Below are 23,222 nucleotides of genomic sequence, written 5' to 3' on the forward strand. Positions count from 1 at the left end.
ACCATTCCAGTCACCCACCGCTAGCAGCGAAACGGGCGGCCCTGTGGAAGGAGCCGCCCGCTGCGATTGTCCAATCGTTATTGCCGATCGCCTGACTACCTGTTCGCGCCGGCCTTGGCGCGGCTGGCGCGCCATTCCAGGAATTCGCGGTACAGGGGATCGCGCTCCTGCGGGGAGAATGCGGCGGCGGCTGGCGCGGCAACCGGCGCCGGCACGGCACCCGATGCTGCCGATACGGCCGCGCCCGGAGGCATGTTGCGGTCGAGCCATTCCTGCGCCGCCTTGAAGCGGGTCCAGCCGGACACCGTCGCCCGCGGCGCCATTTCCCTCCACTTCGGATGGAACGGCGGACGCTGCAACTGCGCGACCTTGTCGAACATCGTGTCCACCAGCAGCGACAGGCGGCGGTAGCGATCGCTGTTCGGCGCCCAGTTATACGACGCCAGCACCGCTTCTGCCGCAACCGTCTCGACGTAGCCGCCATCCGGCACAAGGCCTGGGTAGTCCGCCGAAGAAAGCTTGGAAGGCAGATATTCCTCCTGCAGCGTCTTGGCGTAGTCGACCGGGACCAGATGCAGGTTGCGATCGTTGACCTGGTTCAGCCATTGCAACGGCTTGCCTTCGATCGCAACGATCGCGTCGACCTCACCCTTGCGCAGCATGTCCACCGCCAGTCGTGGCTCCTGGTAGATCAGATGCGGCCTGATCCCGAGCCGCTCGAATACGTTGATCGCGGTCACGAAGGTCGAACTGTCGGGCAAATCGACCACCACGGTCTTGCCGTCGAGTTCCCGCATGTTGGTGATCGTCCTCGGCGCGAGGACGTGCATTTCCTCGTTGAACATCTTGGCGACGTAGACGAACTGGTTGCGGATGTCCTTGGCGAAGTCCTTGCGGTCGAGATAGGCCAGCGTGTCCTTGCGCACGATGCCGGCGTCGACGCCCCGCAGCAGCAAAATGTCCGCCACCGCCTGCACCGATCCGCGGCCCATGACCGGCAGGATCCGCAGCGCCGTGCCATTGTCGAGCACCGAGGCGAGATCGGCGCCCACCTGAGCATAGGTGGAGCCGAACGAGCCCGTCATCAGGCTCACGGTATTGGCGTTGAGCTGGTTGGCCAGATCGCGCTTGGTGGCGGTGCCGTACTTGAAGATCGTCTTGAACGAATCAGAGACGGCGCCCGGATCGATGCCGCTTCGCACCGGGCCGAAGTGCTGCCAATTGCCATTGGTAAAGCGCATCATCCGCATCTGCTCGATCGGCGCATGATCCGAGGGGCTGGTGTTGATCAGGATGCCCTGCACCATCATGGGAAGCTGGATACCCTTGATCGCGCGAGCCTGCTTCATGATGTTTTCGCGTGAGAGATCGTCGCCGCAGTTCTTCAGCACCTCGACCAGAGTCCTGCTGACCAGATAGCCAAGGACGGCCTGGCCGTTGGTCTTGCTCACGCTCGGAACATAGCGCTGCATGAAGGCGCTCCACTCGCGGAACGCCACGTCACCGGCCGCCGCCGCGTCTTCGCCCTCCAGCCTGTATGCCGCCGACAACAGGCCTTCCGCATTTTGCGGGCCCGCCGGCTGAATCACCGCCGAGTACGAATTGGCGATGGACGCCACGAAATGGTTCGGCCGCCAGCCGAGTTCGACGCTTCGCCGGATCGCCATGATGGCGAATTTCGGCGTGGTGAATTCAATGAAGACGTCGGCATTGGACGCCTTCAGCTTGGCCATCTGCGCATCGATATTGGTATCGGTGACCTTGTAGGGAGCCTCGGCAACGATTGCGACCTTGCCGCCCAGACCGTCCTTCAGGCCTTTCAAGTACTCCTTGCCCATGCCATCCTCCTGGTAGAGGACGGCGATCCGGCTGCGGGGATGGTTCTCCAGGATATACTGCGCAAAAATTTGCGCTTCAGCCGTGTAGGTCGGCAGGAAGCCCATGGTCCAGGGAAATTCGCGCGGCTGGTCCCAGGCTGCTGCGCCCGACAAGGCATAAAGCTGCGGGACTTTTTTTGAGTTCAGATAGGGCTGGATCGCCGCGTTGGTGTTCGTACCGATGGTCCCCAAGGTGAAGAGAACCTGGTCCTCCTCGACGAGCTTGCGGGTCATCTCCATGGTTTTGTTGGGGTCATAGGCGTCGTCATAGGTGATCATATTGACCTTGCGGCCATTGATGCCACCCTCGGCGTTGACCTTGTCCAGATAGGCCGAGATGACCTTGGCGATGACGCCGTAGGCGGAAGCCGGACCGGTATAGGGAGCGGTGTTGCCAATCCGGATTTCATTGCTGCCCGGAGGAGCCGCGTACGCCTGATCGCTCATCATCGAGCCGGCCATCGCGGCCAACACCAGCGCCGCTGCCGCGTTGCGCCGAGGGATGATGTTGAACCGGCGCATGGCGTCGCGGGCCGAAGCCCAGGACAATTGTTCCATTCGCCAGCGAGTGATGCCGATCGTAGCTCCCATTACAGTCCCCCTGTGAGCCCATACTCTGCAAAATAATAATCGCGTGATGCGAGCGGGCACCGTTTCAACCCTACTCGCCGACATTGTGTCTCAATCGGATTGATTTTGTGGCGAGTCCAGGCGTTCCGTAAGGCATGGTTACTGAGCGCGTATTTTCGCCCAAGAAATGCACGGAATTGCCGCCAACTCGCCACACGCGCAATCAGCGCGTGTCCGTGTAAGCCACAAATGCCTGCGGCGCATCAACTTGCGGACACGCTGTCAGGGACAATTTTGATTAAATTTTGACCGACGGAGCGGTGAACGGAATCGAACCCGCTAGATGCCGTTCCCATCGGCCATCGCCGGCCGCGAAACGACATAGACGGCACAAGCAAGGAACATGACCGCCACAGCTACGGCAAGCGGCAATGACGGCTCGACGCTGTACCAGAACACGAGAAACCCGATCGTCATTCCCGCGCAAGCCATGGCCTTGGCCGACCGTGGGATGGCTCCGGCGGCGCGCCAATCCCGCAGCGGTTTGCCAAATGTCGGATGGTCCAGCAGCCATGCCTCGAACCGCGGCGACGAGCGCGCAAAACACGCCACTGCAACGATCAGGAAAACCGTGCCCGGCATCAGCGGCATCACCAGGCCGATCACGCCGAGCGCAACCATCACCCAACCGAGGCTGAAGTAGATGATGCGCATCAGACCTGCCGCCTGTCCTTCCCGTCAAACAAAGACCGCTCGCTTCCCGTTCATGCCACGGCTTGCCTAGCCGTAGCTCGCGGCCACGAGCCCGCCTTCGCCCGCTGGGCTTCGGCGCGGCAGCCTTCCCTCGCTTTGCGAGCGAAGGCTGGAGCGGGTGAAGGGAATCGAACCCTCGTATTCAGCTTGGAAGGCTGCTGCTCTACCATTGAGCTACACCCGCGCTGGCGTTGACCTAACACGACGCGCAGGCGGCCTCAACCGCCCCGCCGACCCTGTCCGCATGTCCTGTGCGGACCTTTCGACCAGGTCCGCACCCCTTAACAGGGGCAGATTCGCCGCTTATATTCGGATTTCCATCAACAACGAAAGGAGGTGATCCAGTGTCTTATACCAAGCGCTGTCACCTCGCTGGGATCGCCCGCTAGGCTTGTCTTTTGGCCTGGCATCGGGGCGCTCTCAGCCCTGGACCAGCGAGCACAACAGTTGGGGCGCGACGGGAGTTGTCCCGCCGCGCCTTTTTATTTCTTAAACGTCCTATTTCTTAAACGTCCTCGAAAGGCAGCCAGTCCGGGCCGCCATAAAGGAGAAAGCGATGCTCTACGCCATGCTGGCCTATCACGTCGAAGCCGAAGTCACATCCTGGACGGCGGAGGAGGACGCGGCCCTGATGAGCGAACTGCTGGCCGTGCATGAGCGGCTCAACGCGAAGAAGGTGCTCGGGCCTGCGGCGCGGCTGGGCGGCACGGCGGAAGCCCGCACCTTGCGCGGACCGGGCGCGGGAATGGTCATCGACGGGCCATTTGCCGAGACCAAGGAGCAGCTATTGGGTCTGTACGTGTTGAATTGCGCCAACGAGGAGGAAGCGATCGCGATTGCCCGCGACCTGCGGCGCGCCAATCCGTCCGCCGTCTACGAAATCCGCCCGATCAGGCTCTATCTTCCCGGCGAAGCGTTGCCGGAAACCTCGAGCGAACCCGGTTAGAGGCTGACGCTCCTCGCCGGCGATGAGGCTGCGGATGCCCGGAGGCACTGCCATACCGCACCGCAGCGGACCTCGAAAACAAGCATTATTGACTCGCTATCGGGGCCACCGACCCCCACATTGAATGCATCACCGACACAACCAGTGCTCGTAGGCGTTGGTGACTGAGAGTGTTGTGCTCCCGCCTGCAAAGGAAAGGAGATACGATGCCTCATTCAGCCAATCGTATTCTGTCCCGAGCAAGCCCTGTCGATCTCGAAGACCTCCGGCCGCATCTTCGCATTGTCGAAATGCAACGCGGCAAGGTCGTTGCGGAGAGCCGCGCGCGCGTCAATCAGGTGTACTTCCCGCACGGCGGCATACTTTCCTGCGTTGTTGAGCTGGAAGATGGTTGGGCGATCGAAAGCGCCATGATCGGAAACGATGGTGCTTTCGGGGCTGCACAAGCGATCGATAGCAAGGCGTCCCTGCATAAAGTCGTGGTCCAGGTATCCGGCCTTGTAAGCGTCGTGGATGCGGAGCACCTCAAAGCGGTTGCCCTGTCTTCCCCTGACCTGCTCGCACTGCTCATCACGTACGAACAATTCCTCCTCGGCCAGGTGCAGCAGACGGCTGCCTGCAACGCGATTCACAGCGTCGAACAGCGGACGTGTAAATGGCTAGTCAGGATGTGCGATCTGGTGGGCACCGAACTGCCGGTGACGCAGGAATTTTTGGCGCAGATGATGGGGGTGAGGCGAACCAGCGTCACCGGCGTTGCCAGCCAACTGCAAAAAGAGGGGCTGATCGCGTACAGCAGGGGCAAGCTAAGCATCCTGAATATGGATCTCCTGCAGCGCCGCGCGTGCGAGTGCCACCGAACTGTTCGAGAGCTGTATGCTGCGGAGTTCGATGACACCGAACGAGAGGCGCTTCCGGCCCGACACAGCGCCTGTCCTTGAATTTCGGGGCCTGGCATGCTGGCGGAATCGCGGTCAGCTAGGCTGCAATCCTGCGAAGCGCCTTGGCGCGAAGCAGGATGGTGGGGAAGGAAGGACTCGAACCTTCGAAGCCATACGGCGGCTGATTTACAGTCAGCTCCCTTTGCCACTCGGGACACTTCCCCGTCCGACAGCGTCACCGAACCGACCGCCCGAGTGGCGGAGGACCGGACCCAAGGATGACGCTGAGGCCGAAAGCCCGTTTCGAACCGGCTGCGACCGGCGCGTTTATGGGCGAAGCGGGATGGCAAAGTCAACCAACGCGGACCACCAAAAATAGGTTCGACCAGGCCAAATTGCCATATTCGGGCCCCCGTGACACAAGCTCCCCATGAGCGATCGCGACCGAAAACCGCCGTTCCGCCGCGGCGGCGGCAAACCCTTCGAAAAAGGGCGGAAATTCGCCCGTCCGCCGGGCCGGCGCGACCGGGAAACAAGCTCCGACGGGCCGGCGATTCTCTATGGCTGGCACACGGTCTCGGCTGCGCTAGCCAACCCGGAACGGCGGATCCGAAAGCTGTTCCTGACCGAAAACGCCGCCCGGCGGCTGGCAGAGGAAAATATCGATACCCGCGTTGCCCCGGAAATCGTCCGGCCGAACGCGATCGACCAGCGGCTCGGGCCGGACGCCGTGCACCAGGGGCTGTTGGCCGAGGCCGATCCCCTGCCCTCGCCCGATATCGACACGCTGCCGCAGGACGGCATCGTGCTGGTGCTCGACCAGATCACCGATCCGCACAATGTCGGCGCCATCATGCGCTCGGCGGCGGCCTTTGCGGTGAAAGCGATCGTCACCACCGCCCGCCACAGCCCGGAAGCAACCGGCGTGCTGGCGAAATCCGCCTCCGGCGCGCTGGAGCTGGTACCGCTGGTCACCGTGCAAAATCTCGCCCGCGCGCTCACCGAACTGAACGACCGCGGCTTCTTGACGGTCGGGCTGGACAGCGAGGGGACCGAGGACCTCGCCGCCGTGCCCTTGCAGCAACCGCTGGCGCTGGTGCTGGGCGCCGAGGGCAAGGGCCTGCGGCAACTGACCCGCGAAACCTGCCGCGCGGTGGCCCGGCTCGACATGCCCGGCGAGATCAAGAGCCTGAATGTTTCGAACGCCGCGGTGCTGGCGCTCTATATCGGCGCGAGCAGATTGGGCCTGATGAAATGAACAACGCCCGCTCGCGGAAAGCGAACGGGCGCTGAAGCTTTCAAACTACCGCTGGATCAGTAATAGCGGCGCAGTACGGGCCGACCGTGGTAGTAACGCCCCGTGTAACGGTAACCGTTCCGATGATAGCCGTACGAACGGTTGTAGCCATAGCCGTAACCGGAGATCGCGCCTTCGCGATAGACCGGATAAGGCGCGAAATTGCCCGGACCAGTATAGGTCGGGCCCTGGTTGACATAATAATACTGCTGCTCTGGATCGGGCAGACGCTCGCGGACCCAGCCGCCGCAGGGGCTGCAGCCGGCATAGCCGTAGGTCACGGCCGGGGCGACGTAGACCGGTGCTGCGCACGGGGCGTAACCGCAGGCCATCGCTGGTGCTGCAGCCATGACGGCCACTGCCGCCACTAATCCTTTAAGTATCTGACGCATTACTCTCTCCTGTTCGTATTTGCTTGGTCTTCTTAACGTGGAAGGTGATGCGGCCATCGCCTATCATCGCGCGGTGCGTAGATGATTTCGGGCGGATCGACGGGCACGTTGGACTGCGCCGGCAACGGCGCCGACTGCGCCGACCAGGACTGATGGTAGCTCTCGGCCGGTTGCGGCAACCTTCGATTCGCCGGCGGCTCGATTTCCAGGCGCCCGTAACCGGGCATGCGGCCGGCGCTCGGATAATAATGACCGACGCGCGGGACCGGATCGACATAGCGGCCGCCGTAGACAGTCGGCTCGACATGGGTGCCCTTGCCGAGGCCCCAGTCACCCTCGACCACCGCATAGGATGCATCGACGCCGTTAATGATGACGGGAACGCCGGGACGGCCCGGAATCACGATCTCGAAGCCGCCGCCGGCAAAGGCGGTCGAATTCGTCGCGATGAAAAGTGCCAGTGTGACGCCAATGCGCATCGCTTGGGATCCGGTTTTTCTAACGTCCCAATTTAATCCAACATGCCGGTTCAGGGGTTAAGGCCTTCGGCCAAATTGCCGGTAAGGCTAACGCGCAACCATGGATCGTCATTCAATTGCGAGAAATGCCGCTATCCAAACGTTAACGCCTCCAGGATCGGAAGGCCGACCCGGTGGTTTGGCCGCCCGCTCGATTGTCATTTGCGCTGACATATCGCACCATCCAGCCCCCTCCCAACGCCAGCCGAAATGCCTGAAATGACGACCAAAACGCCTGCAAAGAACGTGCTCTGGATCATGTGCGACCAGCTTCGCTACGATTATCTCGGCTGTACCGGGCACCCTGTGCTGAAGACGCCGAACATCGACGCGATGGCCAAACGCGGCGTATTGTTCTCCAACGCCTATGTGCAGTCGCCGATCTGCGGCCCGTCGCGGATGTCGTTCTATACCGGCCGCTACATGCGCTCGCACGGCTCGCACTGGAACGGCTGGCCGCTGCGCGTCGGCGAACCGACGCTCGGCGATCACTTAAAGAAGATCGGCGTCCGCAACGTGCTGGTCGGCAAGACGCACATGGCGCCCGATCTCGAAGGGCTGAAGAGCCTCGGCATCCCCGCCGACTCGATCATCGGCGTGCATGTGTCGGAATGCGGGTTCGAGCCCTATGAGCGCGACGACGGCCTGCATCCGACGGGACGGCCGCGGCCGGCCTACGACAATTATCTGCGCCAGCATGGCTACGACGCGCCCAATCCGTGGGAGCACTGGGCCAATTCCGGCGCGGCCGAGGACGGTAGCCTGCAGAACGGCTGGCTATTGGTTCACGCCGACAAGGCTGCCCGCGTGCCCGACGAGCACTCCGAGACACCCTACATGACGCGGCGCGCGATGGAGTTCATCGCGGAAGCCGAGGACGACGGCCGGCCCTGGTGCTTGCATTTGTCCTACATCAAGCCGCACTGGCCCTATATCGCGCCGGAGCCCTACGCCAGCATGTACGGGCCGCAGGACGTGCAGCCGGTGATCCGTTCGCAGGAGGAACGCGCCAACGCACATCCGGTGTTCGCCGCCTATATGGACATGCGCTATTCGCGCAACATGTCGCGCAACGAGGCGCGCGCAAAAGTCATTCCGACCTATATGGGCCTGATCAAGCAGATCGACGATCAGATGGGCGTGTTGATGCAGTTCCTCGAAACCCGCGGCCTGCTCGACACCACCATGATCGTATTCACGTCGGACCATGGCGACTATCTCGGCGATCACTGGATGGGCGAGAAGGACCTGTTCCACGAGCAATCGGCGAAAATCCCGCTGATCGTGATCGACCCCTCGCCTGCCGCCGATGCCACGCGTGGCACGGTCAGCGAAGCGCTGGTCGAGGCGATCGACCTGGCGCCGACCTTCATCGACTATTTCGGCGCCACGCCGCCGGATCATATCCTGGAAGGACGCTCGCTGGTGCCGCTGCTGCACGGCGCGCCGCCTGCCGATTGGCGCAAGGTGGTGTTCTCCGAATACGATTACGCCATGCAGGACGTCCGCGTGATGCTGAACCAGCCGATCGAGCGCTGCCGGCTGTTCATGGTGTTCGACGGCCGCTGGAAATACATTCACGCGTCCGGCTTCCGCCCGATGCTCTACGACCTCGAAACCGATCCGCAGGAATTTTGCGATCGCGGCGCCGACCCGGCCTGCGCCGACATCGTGGCGCGGCTGCAAGCGGAGCTATTCGATTGGGCGCTGCACCCGAAGATGCACATCACCACGCCGAGCACGAAGATCGCCGCCTATGCAGCCCAACAGTTGCAGGTCAGGAACGGCGTTTTGATCGGCATCTGGGACGAGGCCGAACTTGGCGCCATCAGAGAGAAGATCGGGATTATCCGCAGTTGAATTTCAAGAGCGATCATCGGCCGCAGAGTCCGAACGACGAGAAATTTGAAAATAAAACCGACACGGGCGAGACGCGGCTTTGACCCAAATGCGGACGCGCGGATCGGTCGAAACGCGAGCGTCAGACGCCTGTCAAGAACGTCTCAATCTCGCCGATGAACTTTGACCAGGCGGGCTCACCTGGTATGGGGATGTGGTTCTCTGAGTCCAAGATCACGAATTTGGCGTTCGGGATGGACGTGGCGATGCGGCGCCCCTCGTTAAACGGCGCCGCGTTGTCGTTACGACAGTGAAGGACCAGGGTTGGGGCAGATGCCTTCGGCAATAGATCGAGAATGTCGATATCGTCAACGGCGTATCGGTTCATGGTCGCGTTTTCAACTGATGTCGAGAGGCGCAGAAGGTTTGCGTACCACCTGATCTGCTCGGCCGAAGCGCCGGGAAGAAAGACAGAGCTGAATATCCTTAGCAGGGCAGAGTTGTCGTCGCCCCAACCCTGTCGCATGATGGCAATCCACGCCTTCGCGATTTCGGCCTCGTTCGGAGGGGCACGTTTGTTGCGGCCCAGCGCAAAGCCGCCGTGAAGGATCAGTTTCGACACACGTTTGGGATAGCGGGCAGCGTGGGCGATCGCGATCGCGGCTCCCTGCGATATACCCAAGATGGCGTAACGATGCAGATGCAAAGCATCCACAACTGCATCCAGGTCGCGCTCGAACGTTGTGAAGGAAATGTCGGTGATGTCGCGATCGGAAAGCCCAAAACCTCGACCATCATAACGAACGAGCCGGACGCGGTTGACGAGGGAGCGCCAAAGCGGTCCGCGGATGGGACTCTGCCAGTCGTACTCCAGGTGGGAGGCCCAGGTGGGAATGCACACAAGCGGCATGCCCTGGCCTACACATGCAACGGCAATGTTGACGCCGTCCTGGGTTCGGCAGAATGTAAGCTCCTGACCGCGTGAACCGATGGCTGGAGCTCGCTTGTCCAGTTCCTCGCCGGATAACTCGGCCGCGAACAGGTAGCCCCGGCGCGGGACGGTCTTGACGATCTCATGGGCATCGTCGGACAGCGCTTCGCGGATGTCCCTGATGCACTGCACGAGACAGTCATCGGATACGAACACGTTGGGCCAGTTTGCCTTGATCAGCTCTTCCTTGGAGACGAGCCTGCCGGCGTGCTCAGCGAGATAGCGTAGTACATCGAAGGATTTCGGCCGCAGTTGAAGCTCCCGCCCGCCACGCACGACCGCACAGCGCTGCAGGTCGAGGGCATAACCGCTGAAGCAGAGCACCTTGGAGGAGTTGGAATGCATCCTACCTCCACCGCGACCTTCAAAATGAATCTTACCACCTTCACCGATATTTCGGCGGAATTTCGTCGCGCGCTCGTTACGCCGCATGTCCGACGTGGCAGCGTCGGCCGGTGCGCGGGCGCGCCACTTGGGATTGCTTCGGACGCCTCGCAAAAAGCGCCAAACGCGTAGGCGTACAATGATACCGCGCGAGCACACGGATAACCGGAGGCAGCCATGAAATTGCTGCGTCGATTGGTGTTGGTTCTTGCCACTCTGATCATGGCCGTCACAGGAGGGCCAGCTGCACTGGCGCTGGATTATCCCGCCCACACGGTTCGAATTGTCGTCGGTTTCGGCCCGGGCACATCTCCGGATATTGTTGCGCGCTTGCTCGGCGATAAGCTTTTCCAGGCATGGGGCAAGCCAGTCGTGATCGAGAACACGGTCGGCGCCAACGGCAATATTGCCGGGGAGCGCGTCGCAAGGGCTGAGCCGGACGGCCATACGCTGCTGCTCGCGGCCAACCCGGCGATCGTCATCAACCCCAGCCTGTATGAGAAGATGCCGTTCGATCCGGTCCGGGACCTTGTGCCGATCTCTCAGGTGTGTGCTTACGCAAACATCCTCATCGTCAACAACGACGTGCCGGCGAAGAATGTGCAAGAGCTTGTGGCACTCGCACGCGCGCAGCCGGGCGCACTCACCTATGGGTCCGCAGGATTTGGCTCAACGCTGCACCTCGCCGGGGAACTGCTGAAATCGATGGCGAAAGTCGACATCCTGCACGTGCCGTATCGCGGTGCTGTCTTTTCGCAGGAGCTGGTCGCTGGACGGCTCAGCATGGCGTTTGTTCCTCCTACCGGCGCGTTTCCCCTCGCGCGCGAAGGGAAAGTCAGGGCGCTCGCCGTGACGTCGTTGGAGCGCCATGCCGGCGCACCCGATCTCCCGACCATGGCGGAATCAGGCTTCCCGAGCTTCGATTTAACAGTATGGTTTGGCTTGATGGCGCCTGCCAGAACTTCACCGGCGATTGTCGAAAAGCTGCACCGCGAAACCGTGAGGATTCTCGCGATGCCGGAGATGCGCAAGCGATTCGATGACCTTGGAATCGAGCCGATTGGCAACTCACCGGCGGAATTCGCTGCCGTTATTGACGGAGATTCCGAAATGGGCGAAGCTGATTAGAGAAGCGGGTATAAAGCTGCTCGATTAGATTGCGGCCGATCACGGAACCTGTCGCCGGCACCGCCGCCGCCCTTCGAGGAGAGCAATGAAGCCATATCGCGGCGACACCAGATTTGACCGGTGGTCATCCTTTCCCGACCGGGCATCGTGGCGCGGCTGCAGTTAGAGCTATTCGATTGGACGCTGCATCAAAAGATGCACGTCACAACGCCAAACGCAAAGATCGCTGCCTATGCCAACCAGCAACTGCAGGTAAAGAACGGCGTGCTGATCGGCATCTGGGACGAGGCCGAGCTTGGTGCGATCAGGGAGAAGATCGGGATCAAGCCATAAGACCAGTGATGCGCATTGCACGACGGATTAGCCCAGGCAAAAGACGTCTGGCGTTCTGTCTCGGCATCAAGTCAGCGTGAGGCGTGAGGCAGCTCACATTCGAGAACCGCGAGTTGATCTAAGGCCGTCGCAAACCCGGCTTCGGGAGACGAGCCATGCCATTATTCAACAGCCAAATCGATTGGCGGGGAATGGGCACCATAGTGGTGGTCGGGCTTTTCACCCTGTTCGCCCTTACGTTCGCCGTTGTTAGTTACGTGGAATCGTCATCGAATGCCGACCTGGCCGAGTTTACGAGCACGACCGAGTCATCGGCATCTGATCCGAACCATTCCAACGAATCTACAACCGAGAGCCCGTCCGCCAAGGAACGAACGAGCTGCCCCCTCGGTAACAAATCGCCACCAACTCAACTACTGCCCTTGCAGTAGTCTACACTTCAGACCAATTCGGCCTCGAGCGCCTACGACGCATCGTGCGCCACGGGACGATTTCATCCACGGCCGACAAGGTCGACCGGAGTACGGTAGAGCTCGTTACAGTCTCCATCGGTGACACGCACAGCACATCCGGTGGAACGCAGCTCGGGGCGAACGATGCAAAGCTCGCTCGCGAGGCTTTCGGCCTTATCGATCGCGTTTTCTGTGTTTTCGAGATACATGCCGCCCTGGTTTTTGAACTCCGCGCCTATGACGAGATCAAAGTTGAAGTATGGCATCAGTGCCCCCTGCCAAATTCAAGCTGCACGGAATCTAACTGAGTCTGGTGGGTTCCCTCATTTCAATTTCTGCCTTTGACATCTGATTGTAGTCGTCTGTTGCGCTTCGGTACCGCGACCGCACCATCGCGTGCACACCACTCGACGCGGCACCTGCTGGTCCGAGACCTGAGTGGTCGGACCGTCGCAATCGTGATTCTGCTCCGGGCTGCTAGCGCAAACCATTGAGGGGTTGGAAACTAGTGTTGCGGCGGAGACACGTCGGGTTGGTAAATTGCGGCCGCTCACGCCACGTTTATTGCAGTTCCGAGCACGCGGGCGCTACGGTCGCCGGCAAAGCACTTCGCAGCCCTTCGAGGAGCGCAATGAAGCCATATCGCGGCGATATCGGAACTGTCGGCTGGTCATCCTTTCTCTGTCTGGCATCGTTGCGTCGACTGCACGCGATAGCTATCGCGGTCTTGCTGCTCCTGGCGATCGGCGCAAGCCCCACACAGGCACGGAGTTCCGCGTCGGCGGCCTCGACTGCTCATGTCTATCTGCTCCGCGGCGTGCTCAATATCTTTTCTCTGGGGCTCGATGACATTGCGGTAAAGCTGCGGGCGCAGGGCATCCCGGTCACTGTCGCGAACTTTGCCTCTTGGTCGTCGCTCGCCGACGAAGCCGCCGCCGGATACAAGAGTGGCAGGATCAAGACGATCATTCTGGTCGGGCATTCCTCGGGGGCGACCGCGCTTCCCGACATGGTCGCCAAGCTGGATCAGCTTGGCGCTCCCGTTAAGCTCGCCATCGGCCTGGATTCGGTGTTTCGCACCAGCCTCTCGGGACGCGTGGGACGCTATGTAAACTTCTACATCGCCAACGGCGCCGGCACGCCGGTTCAGAAAACCGGACAATTCCAGGGCAAGCTCGAGAATGTGAACGTGCAGAACGTGCCTGGCGTCGGGCACATGTCCATCGAAAAGAACCTGATCATGCAGCAAAAGGTGATAAGCGAGATCGACGCGGTCGTCTTCGGCCGATCTGTACCAGCTTCGGCGGCGCAGAGGCCGCGGCAGCCTGAAGCGGCAAGCACGGCGAGACCTGGCACGGCAAGCACCGCGGCGGTACGTTAGTAGTTCGAATGCCGTCGCCGCAGCGACGAGCGCCGCAAATTCTGCCAATTCCTCGACGATAGATCACCCGCTAGAAGCGCCGGGTGGCGTGGCCCGCCGGCATTCAAGGTTCGTCACTTCTACGCCTAAATCGCGAGCGGAATGTACATGAAAAGTCCGACGCTGGTTGCAGCCGTGGTGATCCGTGCAGCCCTTTCCGTCTGCATCTTGGCGGCCGTTTGCAATCTGGCGGTCGCCGATCCGGTCGCACGCACGACCAATGCTGTCGCAACCGTCGCTCCCGACACGCCGCCAGCCGCGGCCCAGCCGCAGGCGCGCGTCTACCTGTTCCGCGGCGCGCTCGGCCCGATCTTCTCGCGCGGGATGGACCGCCTGACCAATCGTCTCCAGCAAGCCGGTATCCGGGCTGACGTCTATGAATTCACGATTTGCCGGCTGATTGCGGATCAGGCGATCCGCGATTTCCGGGACGATCCTGCGCCGATCGTGCTTATCGGTCATTCGATGGGCGGACTGTGCGCCTTGACGTTCGCCGGGATACTGAAGTCTGAAAACATACAGGTAAGCCTGGTGGTCACCATTGATCCGGCTCAAGCAAGCCCGAAAGTGCCGCTGAACGTCGAGCGTTACATCAACATTTTCCTGTCCGACAGTATACTGGGCGGCGGCGATGTGGTGGCGGAGCAGGGTTACCAGGGTCACTACGCAAGCTTCGATTTGAAGCAGCACGGGGAAGTCACCCACATCAACATCGACAAGATGGATTCCATCCACGAGCAAGTGGTGACAGCAATTGCGCAACTTGCGGCTACACCGGCCAAGGGAGAGGCAGTGCCGCTGCGCTACGTCGTTCCTCCTGATGCCCCGCTGGAGCTTTGGGACAGCGGCACGCAGCAACTCGCCCGTTCGGGCGATACCTTGCAGAGGCTAGCGGCACTGAACCATGTACCGCTGTGGTCACTTACCCAGGCCAATCAGCATTCCGACAGTGCACCGCTGTCAGTTGGCCAGCGCGTCCTGGTTCCGCGCCGTCTTGCTCCACCTGTCGCGACATCCGCGGCGTCACCCGTCGCGACACCAGCGGCGACGCGACGGAAACGGTAATGGCAGAGCGACGTCAGGTGCGCGGCAGGAACGGAATCAGCATCGGAACGCGACGGCAATACGATCCATAGGCATCCGCACCGAGTTCCGCCGTGAGGAAGCCCTCCTCCATGCGGGCCTTCAACCCCATCCCGAGCGAGATCAGCGCCGCCCCCAGCATCGCGGAAACTGTTCCGACCGCTATACCCGTCACCAGCATCCCGGCGATAAGCCCCGTATAGATCGGGTGGCGCACCAGCCCGTAGGGGCCGGTGTCGATGACCTGATGACCTTCCTTGTGCGTGATCGCGTTCGACCAGAATCGTCCGAGATGAATTCTCCCCCACCATGTGAATGAGATCCCCGCAAGGACAAGGCACGCGAGCACATAGATGCCCAGGTTGCCAAACTGCCAGAGCGGCTTTTCCCCCAGGACCTTGCCCGTCAACGGCAAGAAAAGAATGGCCCCTACGAGAATGGGGGAGCGGTATTTGAGCGACTCCCAGGTCATCACGTGTTTCTTCGTTTGACCGGACCAGAACGACGCCAAAACCCAGCTCATGACCCACAAAATCCAGATGATGGCGAGCAACTGTGTGGGCCAGGTAGTGGTCCAGCCACTCAAGGCGAAAGCCAGCCATTGACCAGGATCGTTGGGCATGTCGCGGACCATCTTAAGCGATTGGATCAACCGCCGAACAGGCGCTCGACGTGTAACGAGTGCTCGGCATTGAGTCCCATTCAGGTTGATTGTTGCCGGCATCAAGCAGATGCGCAATGGCCTCACGCAAAACGGGTTCGACGGGACCCGGCGCATAGCCCAGCTCTCGTTGCGCTTTTTCGATCGACAATGCCCCCGCCCGCAATGCGATACGAACGCCTTCGGCCGTACCGGACGGAGGCCGGCGCGTCACGTGATCGGCGATGAACTCCAGCGTTGCAGTGACCATTTCGGCGACCTTGCCGTTCACTTGAATGCAGCGGATGCGACGGCCGCTGATATCAGACATGAGTTCGAGAACCCGTCTTAGCGGCATGCTTTCGCCACCGAGAACGTAGCGATGTCCAGCCTGTCCGCGCTCCATGGCGAAGATCAGCCCTTCGGCGGCGTCGCGCACATCGACGAGGTTCACGACAAAATCAAGGTGCAATTGAAGACGCCGGTTGAGAAAATACCGGAGCATCGCCGTCGGCGGGGTAACGTTGTGGTCATAAGGCCCGACGGGCATGGTGGGACAGCCGATAACCACCGGGTATCCGGATGCGGCCGCCTGCATAGCGAACCGGTCGGCGAGCATTTTCGAGCGCGTATATGGACCCGGCATGTCGTCCGGCAGGAGCGCATCGTCAGCGACAGGAACCGCCGATGGCGAGGCACGGAACAGAATGGATTCCGTCGAGCAGTGCAGGAAGCGCTCTATGCCGCGCTTGCGCGCCGTCTCAATGACGATCTCGGTGCCGCCGAAGTTGACGGTGTGAAAATCGGCCTTCCGCGGCAGCCACATCCCCGGCAAGCCAGCCAGGTGGTAGACCTCGTCGACCCCGTCCATCGCGCGGTCAACCAGGTCCCGATCAAGCACCGATCCCCTGACATACTGAACCTGCGGCAACGCGCGAGGGGGCGGCTGAAGATCGAGCACCCTCACCTGCCGACCTCGCGCGATCAGCGCCGAGACCAGGTGCTTTCCGATGAATCCGCTGCCGCCTGTGACCAGTATGCGCGTCATGCTGCCAATGAACTCAAGCTGAACTATTTGAGATCAAGATGCAGCGCTTTGCGGATGCACTTGGATGATGATGGCGAGATCGCGCCGAAAGCCCAGCGAGATAAACAGTTTTGCCATGACAAACATTGGGCCCAGCAACAGGTGAGTCGGATTGTCGACCAGCGCCGGCTGCTGCCGCTCGAACACGCGGTGCCCAATAATCTGCGATGCGACGCCGACGACAATCAAGATGGCCGTAAGTGTCCACATGCCGGCAATCGTCGCATGACCAACGATCATGCCAGCAGCCGAGAGCAACACAACCGCGGCTCCAAGGATTCCGGCGCCAAGCGCGAAATCGAGCAGGAACCAATAGACGAGCACCGGTATGACAGCGATGGTCGCCGCGCTGGTTTGGAACCCGAACACGGTGATGGACCACAAGCTGAGCGGAAGGATGGCGGCCAGGAACAGGAACACGATGCCGAGTACATGCATTGCGCAGTTCCAGGGGTCGCGATGATACTCGACGTAATCAGCGAGCTGCCGCCGAAAATACGAATTCATGCGGTGCTTATCCCCCTGCTATCGGCAAACGCGGCCAGACGGGTCAACCAAAAACCCAGCCCACCTGCTTCGATGCCCCAACTTCCATCAGAGACAGTAGTTAAACTAGGAAATCATCATCAAGTCAAAACGCGGACGCGGCACGTTTGACACTCCCTCAAGCCCGCTGCCAATGTTGACAAATCATACAGTAGTTCAGACGATTAGCGTCGTACGGGGTCTCGGGAACCGCTGCGCGCAGCGATAATTTTCCGGCAAGTGTTGCCGTTCGGCCAACCTGTCACAATCGTTTCGTGAGCCCTTTACCCCAAGACGCTAAGCGCCAGCGCGCCTACTCCGGCGACATCTGCGTCTGCCGCCAGGCGGCCGGTGGCGTCCCTACCGTTCTGCGAAACGCACGATTGAAGGCGGCTTCGGAATCGTAGCCAACCGCCTCCGCCACGCGGGCGATCGGATCGCTTCCAGACGCCAGCAGACCGGCAGCGAGTTGCATGCGCCAGCGCGTCAGATACTGCATCGGCGGTTGTCCGATCAGGTGGGTGAACCGCTGCGCGAATGTCGATCGCGACAGCCCCACGGCCTTCGCGAGATCATCCAATGTCCAATCCGCCGCTGGCTTGCCATGCAAGAGATTCAGCGCTTGACCGACGTGTCGATCGGCCAAGCCGGCAAACCAACCGGTCTGTTCGGGGCCAAGCGCTTCGATATGGCATCTGATCGCCTCGACAAAGAGCAGTTCGCCCAGCCGGGCCAGCACGCCCTCCCCGCCGGTCCGGCGCCCCTCCGATTCAACCCGCGCGGCATTGATCAGATAACCAAGTCCCGAATTCTCCCGATATGAACTTCCGCGCAGATGAAGGACGGCAGGCAGGGACTCCAAGAGTGGATTGAAAGGGCGCGCGTCGCAGCCAAGAAATCCGCACAGGATGCGCGCGTCGGCAGGTCCGCTGTCGCCGAGGCGGAGCTTGTGGGGAAGCTGGTCGGCGGTCGGCCGATGATAGTAACTCAGGTCAGGGATCGCCTGCATGCCGGGCGCACTGGAAAGCACATGCGCAGCGCCTTGCGGAAATGCGATGATATCGCCCGCGTCGAGCCGCACGGATGGCTCATCGATCAGCCCGGCCCAGCAGCAACCATCGACAACGACGTGATATTCGATGACATGCTGCGCCCCCGGCAACACGGCTGAAGCGCAGGCGGACGATGCCGGCGCCGCGGCCACCCATGGTGCGCGAACGTCAAGATGGAAGAACATCGCACTGCAAAGTCGTACGGCGCGCAACACATCGGACAGGGCATCCGCCCCCATAGTCGCAGCTCCAATCGGACGCTCGGGCACGCTTCTCGGACGAACAGCAAAAATAGGAAGGATTCAGACGCTCAGTCAAGCCATCCGGCAGTCTGGTCATTTGCCGCAGCCTCGCGAGGACCTATGTCCCATCGCGCCAAAGGAGGCAGCAATGAACATTTTGGTCAGAGAATCAAACGAGCAGAAGCTGGAAGCATTTGTTACGCGGATATTGGGCGATCTCGGCGCCGCCATGATTGCACCGCTGGTGCGCATTGGTGACGAACTCGGACTGTACAGCACACTCGCCGCGTCGGGACCGGTGACGCCGGAAGAACTGGCGCGCCAGACCAGAACAGTCGAGCGCCTTGTGCGCGAATGGCTCAGCGCCCACGCCGCCGCCGGCTATCTGGACTATGACGTTACGACCAAGCGCTTCTCCATGAATCCCGAGCAGGCCATGGTGTTCGGCAATCCTGACAGCCCGGTCTACATGCTGGGCTCGTTCGAGGTTTGCCAGGCGGTGATGGTTGACCAGCCCAAGGTGAGCAAGGCTTTCCGCAACGGCGGCGCCGCCGGCTATCACGAGCGATGCAATTGCCTGTTCAGCGGAATGTCACGCTTCTTCGGCGTGAGCTACAAGGCCCATCTGGTGCAGGAATGGCTTCCCGCATTGGACGGCGTGGTCGAAAAACTCGGCCGCGGTGCGCGGGTCGCGGATATCGGCTGCGGCCATGGCATCTCAACCATCCTGATGGCGAAAGCATTCGAACGGTCCAGATTTTTCGGGATCGACAACCACGAAGATTCAATCGCCGGCGCCCGCGACGCCGCGAAACGCGACGGCGTAGCAGCCAGGACGGAATTTGATGTCGCCACGGCCAAGAATTTTGTAGGCGGCAATTTCGACCTGATCTGTTGTTTCGACGCGCTGCACGACCTGGGTGATCCCATCGGCGCGGCGAGCCGCATTCTGCAGGCTCTCGCTCCCGACGGCACGTTCATGGCCGTGGAGCCGCTAGCAGGAGACCGGCTGGAGGACAATATCAATCCGGTCGGCCGCCTCTACTATGCCGGCTCCACCATGATCTGCACGCCGGTTTCCCTGGCGCAGGAGGTCGGGCTCGCCCTCGGTGGGCAGGCAGGACCAAAACGGTTGGAAGCGGTTCTGCGCGAAGCCGGATTTAGCCGTGTCCGGATCGCAGCCGAGACACCCTTCAACATCGTGCTCGAAGCGCGGCGATAAGACTGACCGCGCTGTCGTTTCTTACGCCACCGGGAGCACTGCTCTCCGGTGGCAAAGGTGCCTAATCATGACGCAGACGTTACAAGCAAAACAAGGCAATCGAGGACTCGGCCAGGGAGGACTTGACCAGCAAGGACTTGGCCAGGCCGGCTGGATCCTCGATCATTGGATAGCCTCTTTCCTCGCCGCGGTAGAGCGCGCTGTCCGTCATCGACGCACGAAGCATCGGGCCGGGACGCAGCCCGCGATATCTACTGCATCTAGCGTTAGGTCCCTGCCCGAGGCCCGATAACGACAAGCTGCCGTTCGGAATCAGGGATGATCCTTGTTCCGAACTGCTGACATCTCCCATCCAGTGTCTGCTGGATCCATTCGATGTCCTGCCGCGCCGGAATGGAGAGACGAAAGTTCTTGATCTGCAGGGGAAACAGCTTGAGCGCATGGAGGCTTCCGCTGGTCGGATCCAGGTCGGCGAAATACATCAAGGCAAGGTCATCACGGTAGCGCTCGTAACCACTGATGCCTTCATAGTCGTTCAGGAAATCACCGCAGCCATAGAGAATGAGGCGGTCTCGATAAATTTCGATCGCTCGCGGATGATGCGAAGAATGCCCGTGAACGATCGACACGCCTGCCTTGTCGATGAGGGCCCGGGCCAGAATTCTCTGCTCGTGCGGAATGTGATATCCCCAATTGGATCCCCAATGGATTGAAACGACGACGAGATCGCCGGGCTTCCTGAGCGCCATGACCTGTTCGGCGACCTCTGACGCACTCGCCTCGGAGAGTTCCGGCAGCAAGTTGACGCCCGGAGTGTCTGACGTCGCAGCCCATTCGAGCGGGATGCCGCTCGATGTCGATCCAAACGAAAAGATCAAGAGCCGCGCTTTGCCAAGGTTCAGCACCGCGGGTGCGCGCGCTTCATGATCGTTGCGCCCCGCGCCCGTTGTCTTGACGTTGAGTTTTTGCAGAGTAGTCAGCGTCTCCAGCAAGCCGGCGCGGCCCCAATCGAGCACATGATTGTTGGCCAATACGCAGCAGTTGATCTCGGCCGCCGCGAGGCATTCTGCATTCTCCGGGCTCATGCGGTAGTTGATGCCCTTGTTCATGCGGTCGTTGCTGCGAGTCACTGCCGTTTCAAGATTGATGATCCGCGCGTCCGGCCGCATGCGCGCCAACTGGTCCAGCGCAGCGCCCCAAACGTAGGACGGCCCGTTCTGCCGCGGAATGGGTCCGTTCGCCTGCTCGGCGAGCCGCACGTACCCCTCCGCCGATCGCACGTAATGTTCGTAAATCTCAGGGCTGCAGGGGTGCGCGAGCACCTGGTCGATGCCGCGGCCGCACATGACATCTCCGCAGAGAAAGAGCCGTACCAATTTCCGATGCCCAGCCGGCAAACGTCTTTCCTCGAGCATGAAAATACCGCTCAGGTTGTTGCGTCAAATGTGGGCCCCCTTGAACGCCGTCATCACCTCGGCCAGCATCCGCTCCTCCTCTCCCGCATAGCGCGGAGAGAAGTGAAACGGCTCGACACGGCGCACATTAGCTTCCCGCGCAATTTCTCCGGCAGCCGTCGTTGTAAGATGGCCCCGCTCCCTCGCCAATGCGGCATCCGTCCCCGCGAATGCCGCCTCGATGAAGAGGATGTCCGCATTCTGAACGAGCGCCACGATGGCGGCGCGATTGGCTGGCGTATCGACAACATCGGTAACATAGGCAATTTTCTGGCCGGCAGTGACCGTCAGGAGGTCACGCAGGCTGCCGAGCGGCTCGAGGCGACCGTCTGAAGCCGCCGCCCCATCGATCCGTATCAAATGATCGTCCGGCCGGCCTTCCACAACCGCCTGCTTGAGCCACTGCAACCACGGACCGACCGGGAGCCCGCGCTCGTATAGTCGATTCTTCCAAATGTTGACATGGGCCGCTTCCTGCAGGGCAAAGCCGAGGCAGGGCGTGCCATGCTCAAGGATGGCGGCTGAAACCCGGCGGGTCCGCTCGTCAGACAGGACGCCGTCAAGAACTGTCTTCGACACCGGCGGTTCCGCGGCAAAGGCGTTCTTCAGCCGGAACTGCCTGGTCGCGATGGAGTTCGGCGTCTCAAATTCGCTGACAACGAAGATCAGATCGGCGCCGTAGCTCTCGACCAGATTCCATCGATAGGCCTGAAGCTTGTGAAAGACGCGCTCGGCAAAACCGGCCGGGCCGTAAAGATGTACAGTTTTCTCCAGTCCTACGTGCAAACGGAGCAGATGATCGAAGCCAACGAAATGATCGATATGCGCATGCGAGACAAAGATCTGATCGACGCGTCGTATCTTCCGCGGTGACAGTGAAGCGATTTCCCCGAGATCGAACAGTACGCTGCGCGTCTTGAACAGCGTCTCCACATAGACCGTCGGGTCGCCGTAGCGACCGTTGACCAGGTTCGGATGGAAGATCGGTCGCATGACAAACTATGCAGCAGGTTTTTCACACGGCGTGTGCGTCACTCTACTTTCACCGCCCAAGGAACCCTCCTTGTTTACCCGGTCAATGCTCCCTGAAACCTCCAGATTTAAGCAGACTTTTGGACTCCCGCACCGGCTAGTTCGTGATCTTGTACCCGGTCTCTTTCACGATCGGCTGCCAGAAGGCGTTGTTGGCAGCGAGCTCCTTCGTCAGACCTTCGGGCGTCGAACCGACAGGGATCAGGCCGATCGCTGCGAGCTTTTCCTTGACCTCCGGCTTGGCGAGCGCGGTGGCGACTGCCTCGCTCAGCTTTTTCGCAAGATCCGGCGAGGCGCCTGCCGGCAGCCACATGCCGTACCAGGCGTCCGCCACCAGATCGACGCCGCTCTCCCTGAGAGTCGGCGCATCGGGCAGGAACGGCGAGCGCTGCGCGCTGCCGACCGCGAGAATCCGGACGTTGCCCGCGCGATGCTGCGGGATGGCATCAGTCAAGGTGGAAATCGCGAACGGCATGTGGCCGCCGACGAGGTCGTTGATGATCGGCGCGCTGCCGCGATAGGCCACGCGGGTCAGCTTGACGCCCAGCGCCTGCTCGAGCCGCGAGCCGGTAAAATGCGGAATGGTACCGTTGCTCGGCACGCCGAACGTGGCCTGATCCGGATTGGCTTTCAGCCAGGCAACGAACTGCTTGAAGTCCTTGACCTCGGCCGGGACGGCCTTGCCGACAAAGACGCAGAATTCGAACCGCACGAGTTGGCTGACCGGAACGAAATCCTTTGCCGCGTCGAAGCTCGGCGTGGTCTCGACCATCGGCAGCAAATACATCGTCGGTCCCGTCGTCACCAGGATGGTCGTGCCGTCGGGATTGGCGCCCTTCACCGCCTTGATGCCGATCAGCCCGTCGCCACCGGTGCGGTTCTCGACGATGATGTTGCGATCAAGCAAGGGAGCGACGTGCTGCGCCAGCAGCCGGCAAAGTGCATCCCCGCCACCGCCGGCTGCAAAGGGAAAGATGATTTTGGTCAGCGGCCCGGCCTGCGCGAATGCCTTGCCCGTTATCGCCGCCAGCGAACACGCGGCGCTTCCGGCCAGAAAATCTCGGCGCTTCATTCTGTCTCCTCCCAGCACTTTATAATTGTTCA

General features: G+C 61.1%; 23 protein-coding genes and 2 tRNA genes. 10 read left to right on the top strand and 15 right to left on the bottom strand.

The window, feature by feature from the left end; translation table 11 throughout:
• Window positions 1-95: 95 nt before the first annotated feature.
• The 3 genes from V1273_RS22030 to V1273_RS22040 form a co-directional block, all read right to left on the bottom strand.
• Window positions 96-2,468: an ABC transporter substrate-binding protein gene (locus tag V1273_RS22030; RefSeq protein ID WP_334410847.1), complete on the bottom strand. Its 2,373-nt coding sequence runs from the start codon at window positions 2,466-2,468 to the stop codon at window positions 96-98.
• Window positions 2,469-2,786: 318 nt separating this feature from the next.
• On the bottom strand, window positions 2,787-3,161 hold the full coding sequence (locus V1273_RS22035) for a YbaN family protein (protein WP_334363399.1): 375 nt from the start codon (window positions 3,159-3,161) through the stop codon (window positions 2,787-2,789).
• A 149-nt stretch (window positions 3,162-3,310) separates the two neighbouring features.
• A tRNA-Gly gene (locus V1273_RS22040) sits at window positions 3,311-3,384 on the bottom strand.
• A gap of 372 nt (window positions 3,385-3,756) precedes the next feature.
• Between V1273_RS22040 and V1273_RS22045 the strand changes: the two genes are divergently transcribed.
• Both V1273_RS22045 and V1273_RS22050 read left to right on the top strand, forming a co-directional pair.
• Complete coding sequence (locus tag V1273_RS22045; protein WP_334410848.1) at window positions 3,757-4,146, top strand: YciI family protein; 390 nt, start codon at window positions 3,757-3,759, stop codon at window positions 4,144-4,146.
• A 206-nt stretch (window positions 4,147-4,352) separates the two neighbouring features.
• Window positions 4,353-5,087 carry a Crp/Fnr family transcriptional regulator gene (locus V1273_RS22050; protein ID WP_334410849.1) on the top strand — a complete coding sequence of 245 codons (735 nt, stop codon included), beginning with the start codon at window positions 4,353-4,355 and terminating at the stop codon, window positions 5,085-5,087.
• Between the two features lie 78 nt (window positions 5,088-5,165).
• Here V1273_RS22050 and V1273_RS22055 read toward each other — a convergent pair.
• A tRNA-Tyr gene (locus V1273_RS22055) sits at window positions 5,166-5,251 on the bottom strand.
• A 206-nt stretch (window positions 5,252-5,457) separates the two neighbouring features.
• Here V1273_RS22055 and rlmB point away from each other — a divergent pair.
• Entirely contained in the window at window positions 5,458-6,285 is an 828-nt protein-coding gene (gene rlmB / locus V1273_RS22060) for a 23S rRNA (guanosine(2251)-2'-O)-methyltransferase RlmB (RefSeq protein ID WP_334363403.1), read from the top strand.
• A gap of 56 nt (window positions 6,286-6,341) precedes the next feature.
• Here rlmB and V1273_RS22065 read toward each other — a convergent pair whose 3' ends face one another.
• Both V1273_RS22065 and V1273_RS22070 read right to left on the bottom strand, forming a co-directional pair.
• Window positions 6,342-6,716 carry a hypothetical protein gene (locus tag V1273_RS22065; RefSeq protein WP_334363404.1) on the bottom strand — a complete coding sequence of 125 codons (375 nt, stop codon included), beginning with the start codon at window positions 6,714-6,716 and terminating at the stop codon, window positions 6,342-6,344.
• A gap of 32 nt (window positions 6,717-6,748) precedes the next feature.
• The gene (locus tag V1273_RS22070; RefSeq protein WP_334363405.1) at window positions 6,749-7,195 is read right to left on the bottom strand and encodes a hypothetical protein; all 447 of its coding nucleotides are present in this window, start codon (window positions 7,193-7,195) and stop codon (window positions 6,749-6,751) included.
• A 258-nt stretch (window positions 7,196-7,453) separates the two neighbouring features.
• Here V1273_RS22070 and V1273_RS22075 point away from each other — a divergent pair, with 258 nt between their 5' ends.
• Window positions 7,454-9,094, top strand: a complete 1,641-nt coding sequence (locus V1273_RS22075; protein ID WP_334410851.1) for an alkaline phosphatase family protein — start codon at window positions 7,454-7,456, stop codon at window positions 9,092-9,094.
• A 121-nt stretch (window positions 9,095-9,215) separates the two neighbouring features.
• Here the strand turns inward: V1273_RS22075 and V1273_RS22080 are convergent, their stop codons facing one another.
• Window positions 9,216-10,409 (bottom strand): alpha/beta fold hydrolase, encoded by a 1,194-nt coding sequence (locus V1273_RS22080; protein WP_334410853.1) that lies wholly within the window; start codon window positions 10,407-10,409, stop codon window positions 9,216-9,218.
• Between the two features lie 216 nt (window positions 10,410-10,625).
• Here V1273_RS22080 and V1273_RS22085 point away from each other — a divergent pair, with 216 nt between their 5' ends.
• The 3 genes from V1273_RS22085 to V1273_RS22095 all read left to right on the top strand — a co-directional run bounded on the left by V1273_RS22085 (window position 10,626) and on the right by V1273_RS22095 (window position 12,340).
• Window positions 10,626-11,576, top strand: a complete 951-nt coding sequence (locus V1273_RS22085) for a Bug family tripartite tricarboxylate transporter substrate binding protein (RefSeq protein WP_334410854.1) — start codon at window positions 10,626-10,628, stop codon at window positions 11,574-11,576.
• 120 nt (window positions 11,577-11,696) lie between these two features.
• Window positions 11,697-11,909 carry a hypothetical protein gene (locus V1273_RS22090; protein WP_334363410.1) on the top strand — a complete coding sequence of 71 codons (213 nt, stop codon included), beginning with the start codon at window positions 11,697-11,699 and terminating at the stop codon, window positions 11,907-11,909.
• 155 nt (window positions 11,910-12,064) lie between these two features.
• Window positions 12,065-12,340, top strand: a complete 276-nt coding sequence (locus tag V1273_RS22095; RefSeq protein WP_334363411.1) for a hypothetical protein — start codon at window positions 12,065-12,067, stop codon at window positions 12,338-12,340.
• A 62-nt stretch (window positions 12,341-12,402) separates the two neighbouring features.
• Here V1273_RS22095 and V1273_RS22100 read toward each other — a convergent pair whose 3' ends face one another.
• Window positions 12,403-12,627 carry a hypothetical protein gene (locus V1273_RS22100; protein ID WP_334363412.1) on the bottom strand — a complete coding sequence of 75 codons (225 nt, stop codon included), beginning with the start codon at window positions 12,625-12,627 and terminating at the stop codon, window positions 12,403-12,405.
• 365 nt (window positions 12,628-12,992) lie between these two features.
• Here V1273_RS22100 and V1273_RS22105 point away from each other — a divergent pair, with 365 nt between their 5' ends.
• The gene (locus V1273_RS22105; protein ID WP_334363413.1) at window positions 12,993-13,742 is read left to right on the top strand and encodes a hypothetical protein; all 750 of its coding nucleotides are present in this window, start codon (window positions 12,993-12,995) and stop codon (window positions 13,740-13,742) included.
• A gap of 147 nt (window positions 13,743-13,889) precedes the next feature.
• Entirely contained in the window at window positions 13,890-14,846 is a 957-nt protein-coding gene (locus tag V1273_RS22110; RefSeq protein WP_334410855.1) for an alpha/beta fold hydrolase, read from the top strand.
• 13 nt (window positions 14,847-14,859) lie between these two features.
• Here the strand turns inward: V1273_RS22110 and V1273_RS22115 are convergent, their stop codons facing one another.
• The 4 genes from V1273_RS22115 to V1273_RS22130 all read right to left on the bottom strand — a co-directional run bounded on the left by V1273_RS22115 (window position 14,860) and on the right by V1273_RS22130 (window position 18,407).
• Window positions 14,860-15,486 (bottom strand): methyltransferase family protein, encoded by a 627-nt coding sequence (locus tag V1273_RS22115; protein WP_334410856.1) that lies wholly within the window; start codon window positions 15,484-15,486, stop codon window positions 14,860-14,862.
• Window positions 15,487-15,499: 13 nt separating this feature from the next.
• Complete coding sequence (locus V1273_RS22120; RefSeq protein ID WP_334410857.1) at window positions 15,500-16,552, bottom strand: NAD-dependent epimerase/dehydratase family protein; 1,053 nt, start codon at window positions 16,550-16,552, stop codon at window positions 15,500-15,502.
• A gap of 33 nt (window positions 16,553-16,585) precedes the next feature.
• Window positions 16,586-17,098: an Mpo1 family 2-hydroxy fatty acid dioxygenase gene (locus V1273_RS22125; RefSeq protein WP_334363416.1), complete on the bottom strand. Its 513-nt coding sequence runs from the start codon at window positions 17,096-17,098 to the stop codon at window positions 16,586-16,588.
• Between the two features lie 331 nt (window positions 17,099-17,429).
• Entirely contained in the window at window positions 17,430-18,407 is a 978-nt protein-coding gene (locus V1273_RS22130) for an AraC family transcriptional regulator (protein WP_334410859.1), read from the bottom strand.
• 151 nt (window positions 18,408-18,558) lie between these two features.
• On the opposite strand from V1273_RS22130, the gene V1273_RS22135 reads away from it, so the two are divergent.
• Window positions 18,559-19,632: a class I SAM-dependent methyltransferase gene (locus tag V1273_RS22135; RefSeq protein WP_334410861.1), complete on the top strand. Its 1,074-nt coding sequence runs from the start codon at window positions 18,559-18,561 to the stop codon at window positions 19,630-19,632.
• Between the two features lie 266 nt (window positions 19,633-19,898).
• On the opposite strand, the gene V1273_RS22140 is transcribed toward V1273_RS22135, so the two are convergent.
• The 3 genes from V1273_RS22140 to V1273_RS22150 form a co-directional block, all read right to left on the bottom strand.
• Window positions 19,899-21,047, bottom strand: coding sequence for a CapA family protein (locus V1273_RS22140; protein WP_334410862.1), 1,149 nt, complete (start codon window positions 21,045-21,047; stop codon window positions 19,899-19,901).
• Between the two features lie 24 nt (window positions 21,048-21,071).
• Window positions 21,072-22,079, bottom strand: coding sequence for a ribonuclease Z (locus tag V1273_RS22145; RefSeq protein WP_334410863.1), 1,008 nt, complete (start codon window positions 22,077-22,079; stop codon window positions 21,072-21,074).
• Between the two features lie 136 nt (window positions 22,080-22,215).
• Complete coding sequence (locus tag V1273_RS22150; protein ID WP_334363422.1) at window positions 22,216-23,190, bottom strand: Bug family tripartite tricarboxylate transporter substrate binding protein; 975 nt, start codon at window positions 23,188-23,190, stop codon at window positions 22,216-22,218.
• Window positions 23,191-23,222 lie beyond the last annotated feature (32 nt).

Source organism: Bradyrhizobium sp. AZCC 1721, assembly GCF_036924715.1.
In the GTDB taxonomy this organism is placed as follows: Bacteria; Pseudomonadota; Alphaproteobacteria; order Rhizobiales; family Xanthobacteraceae; genus Bradyrhizobium.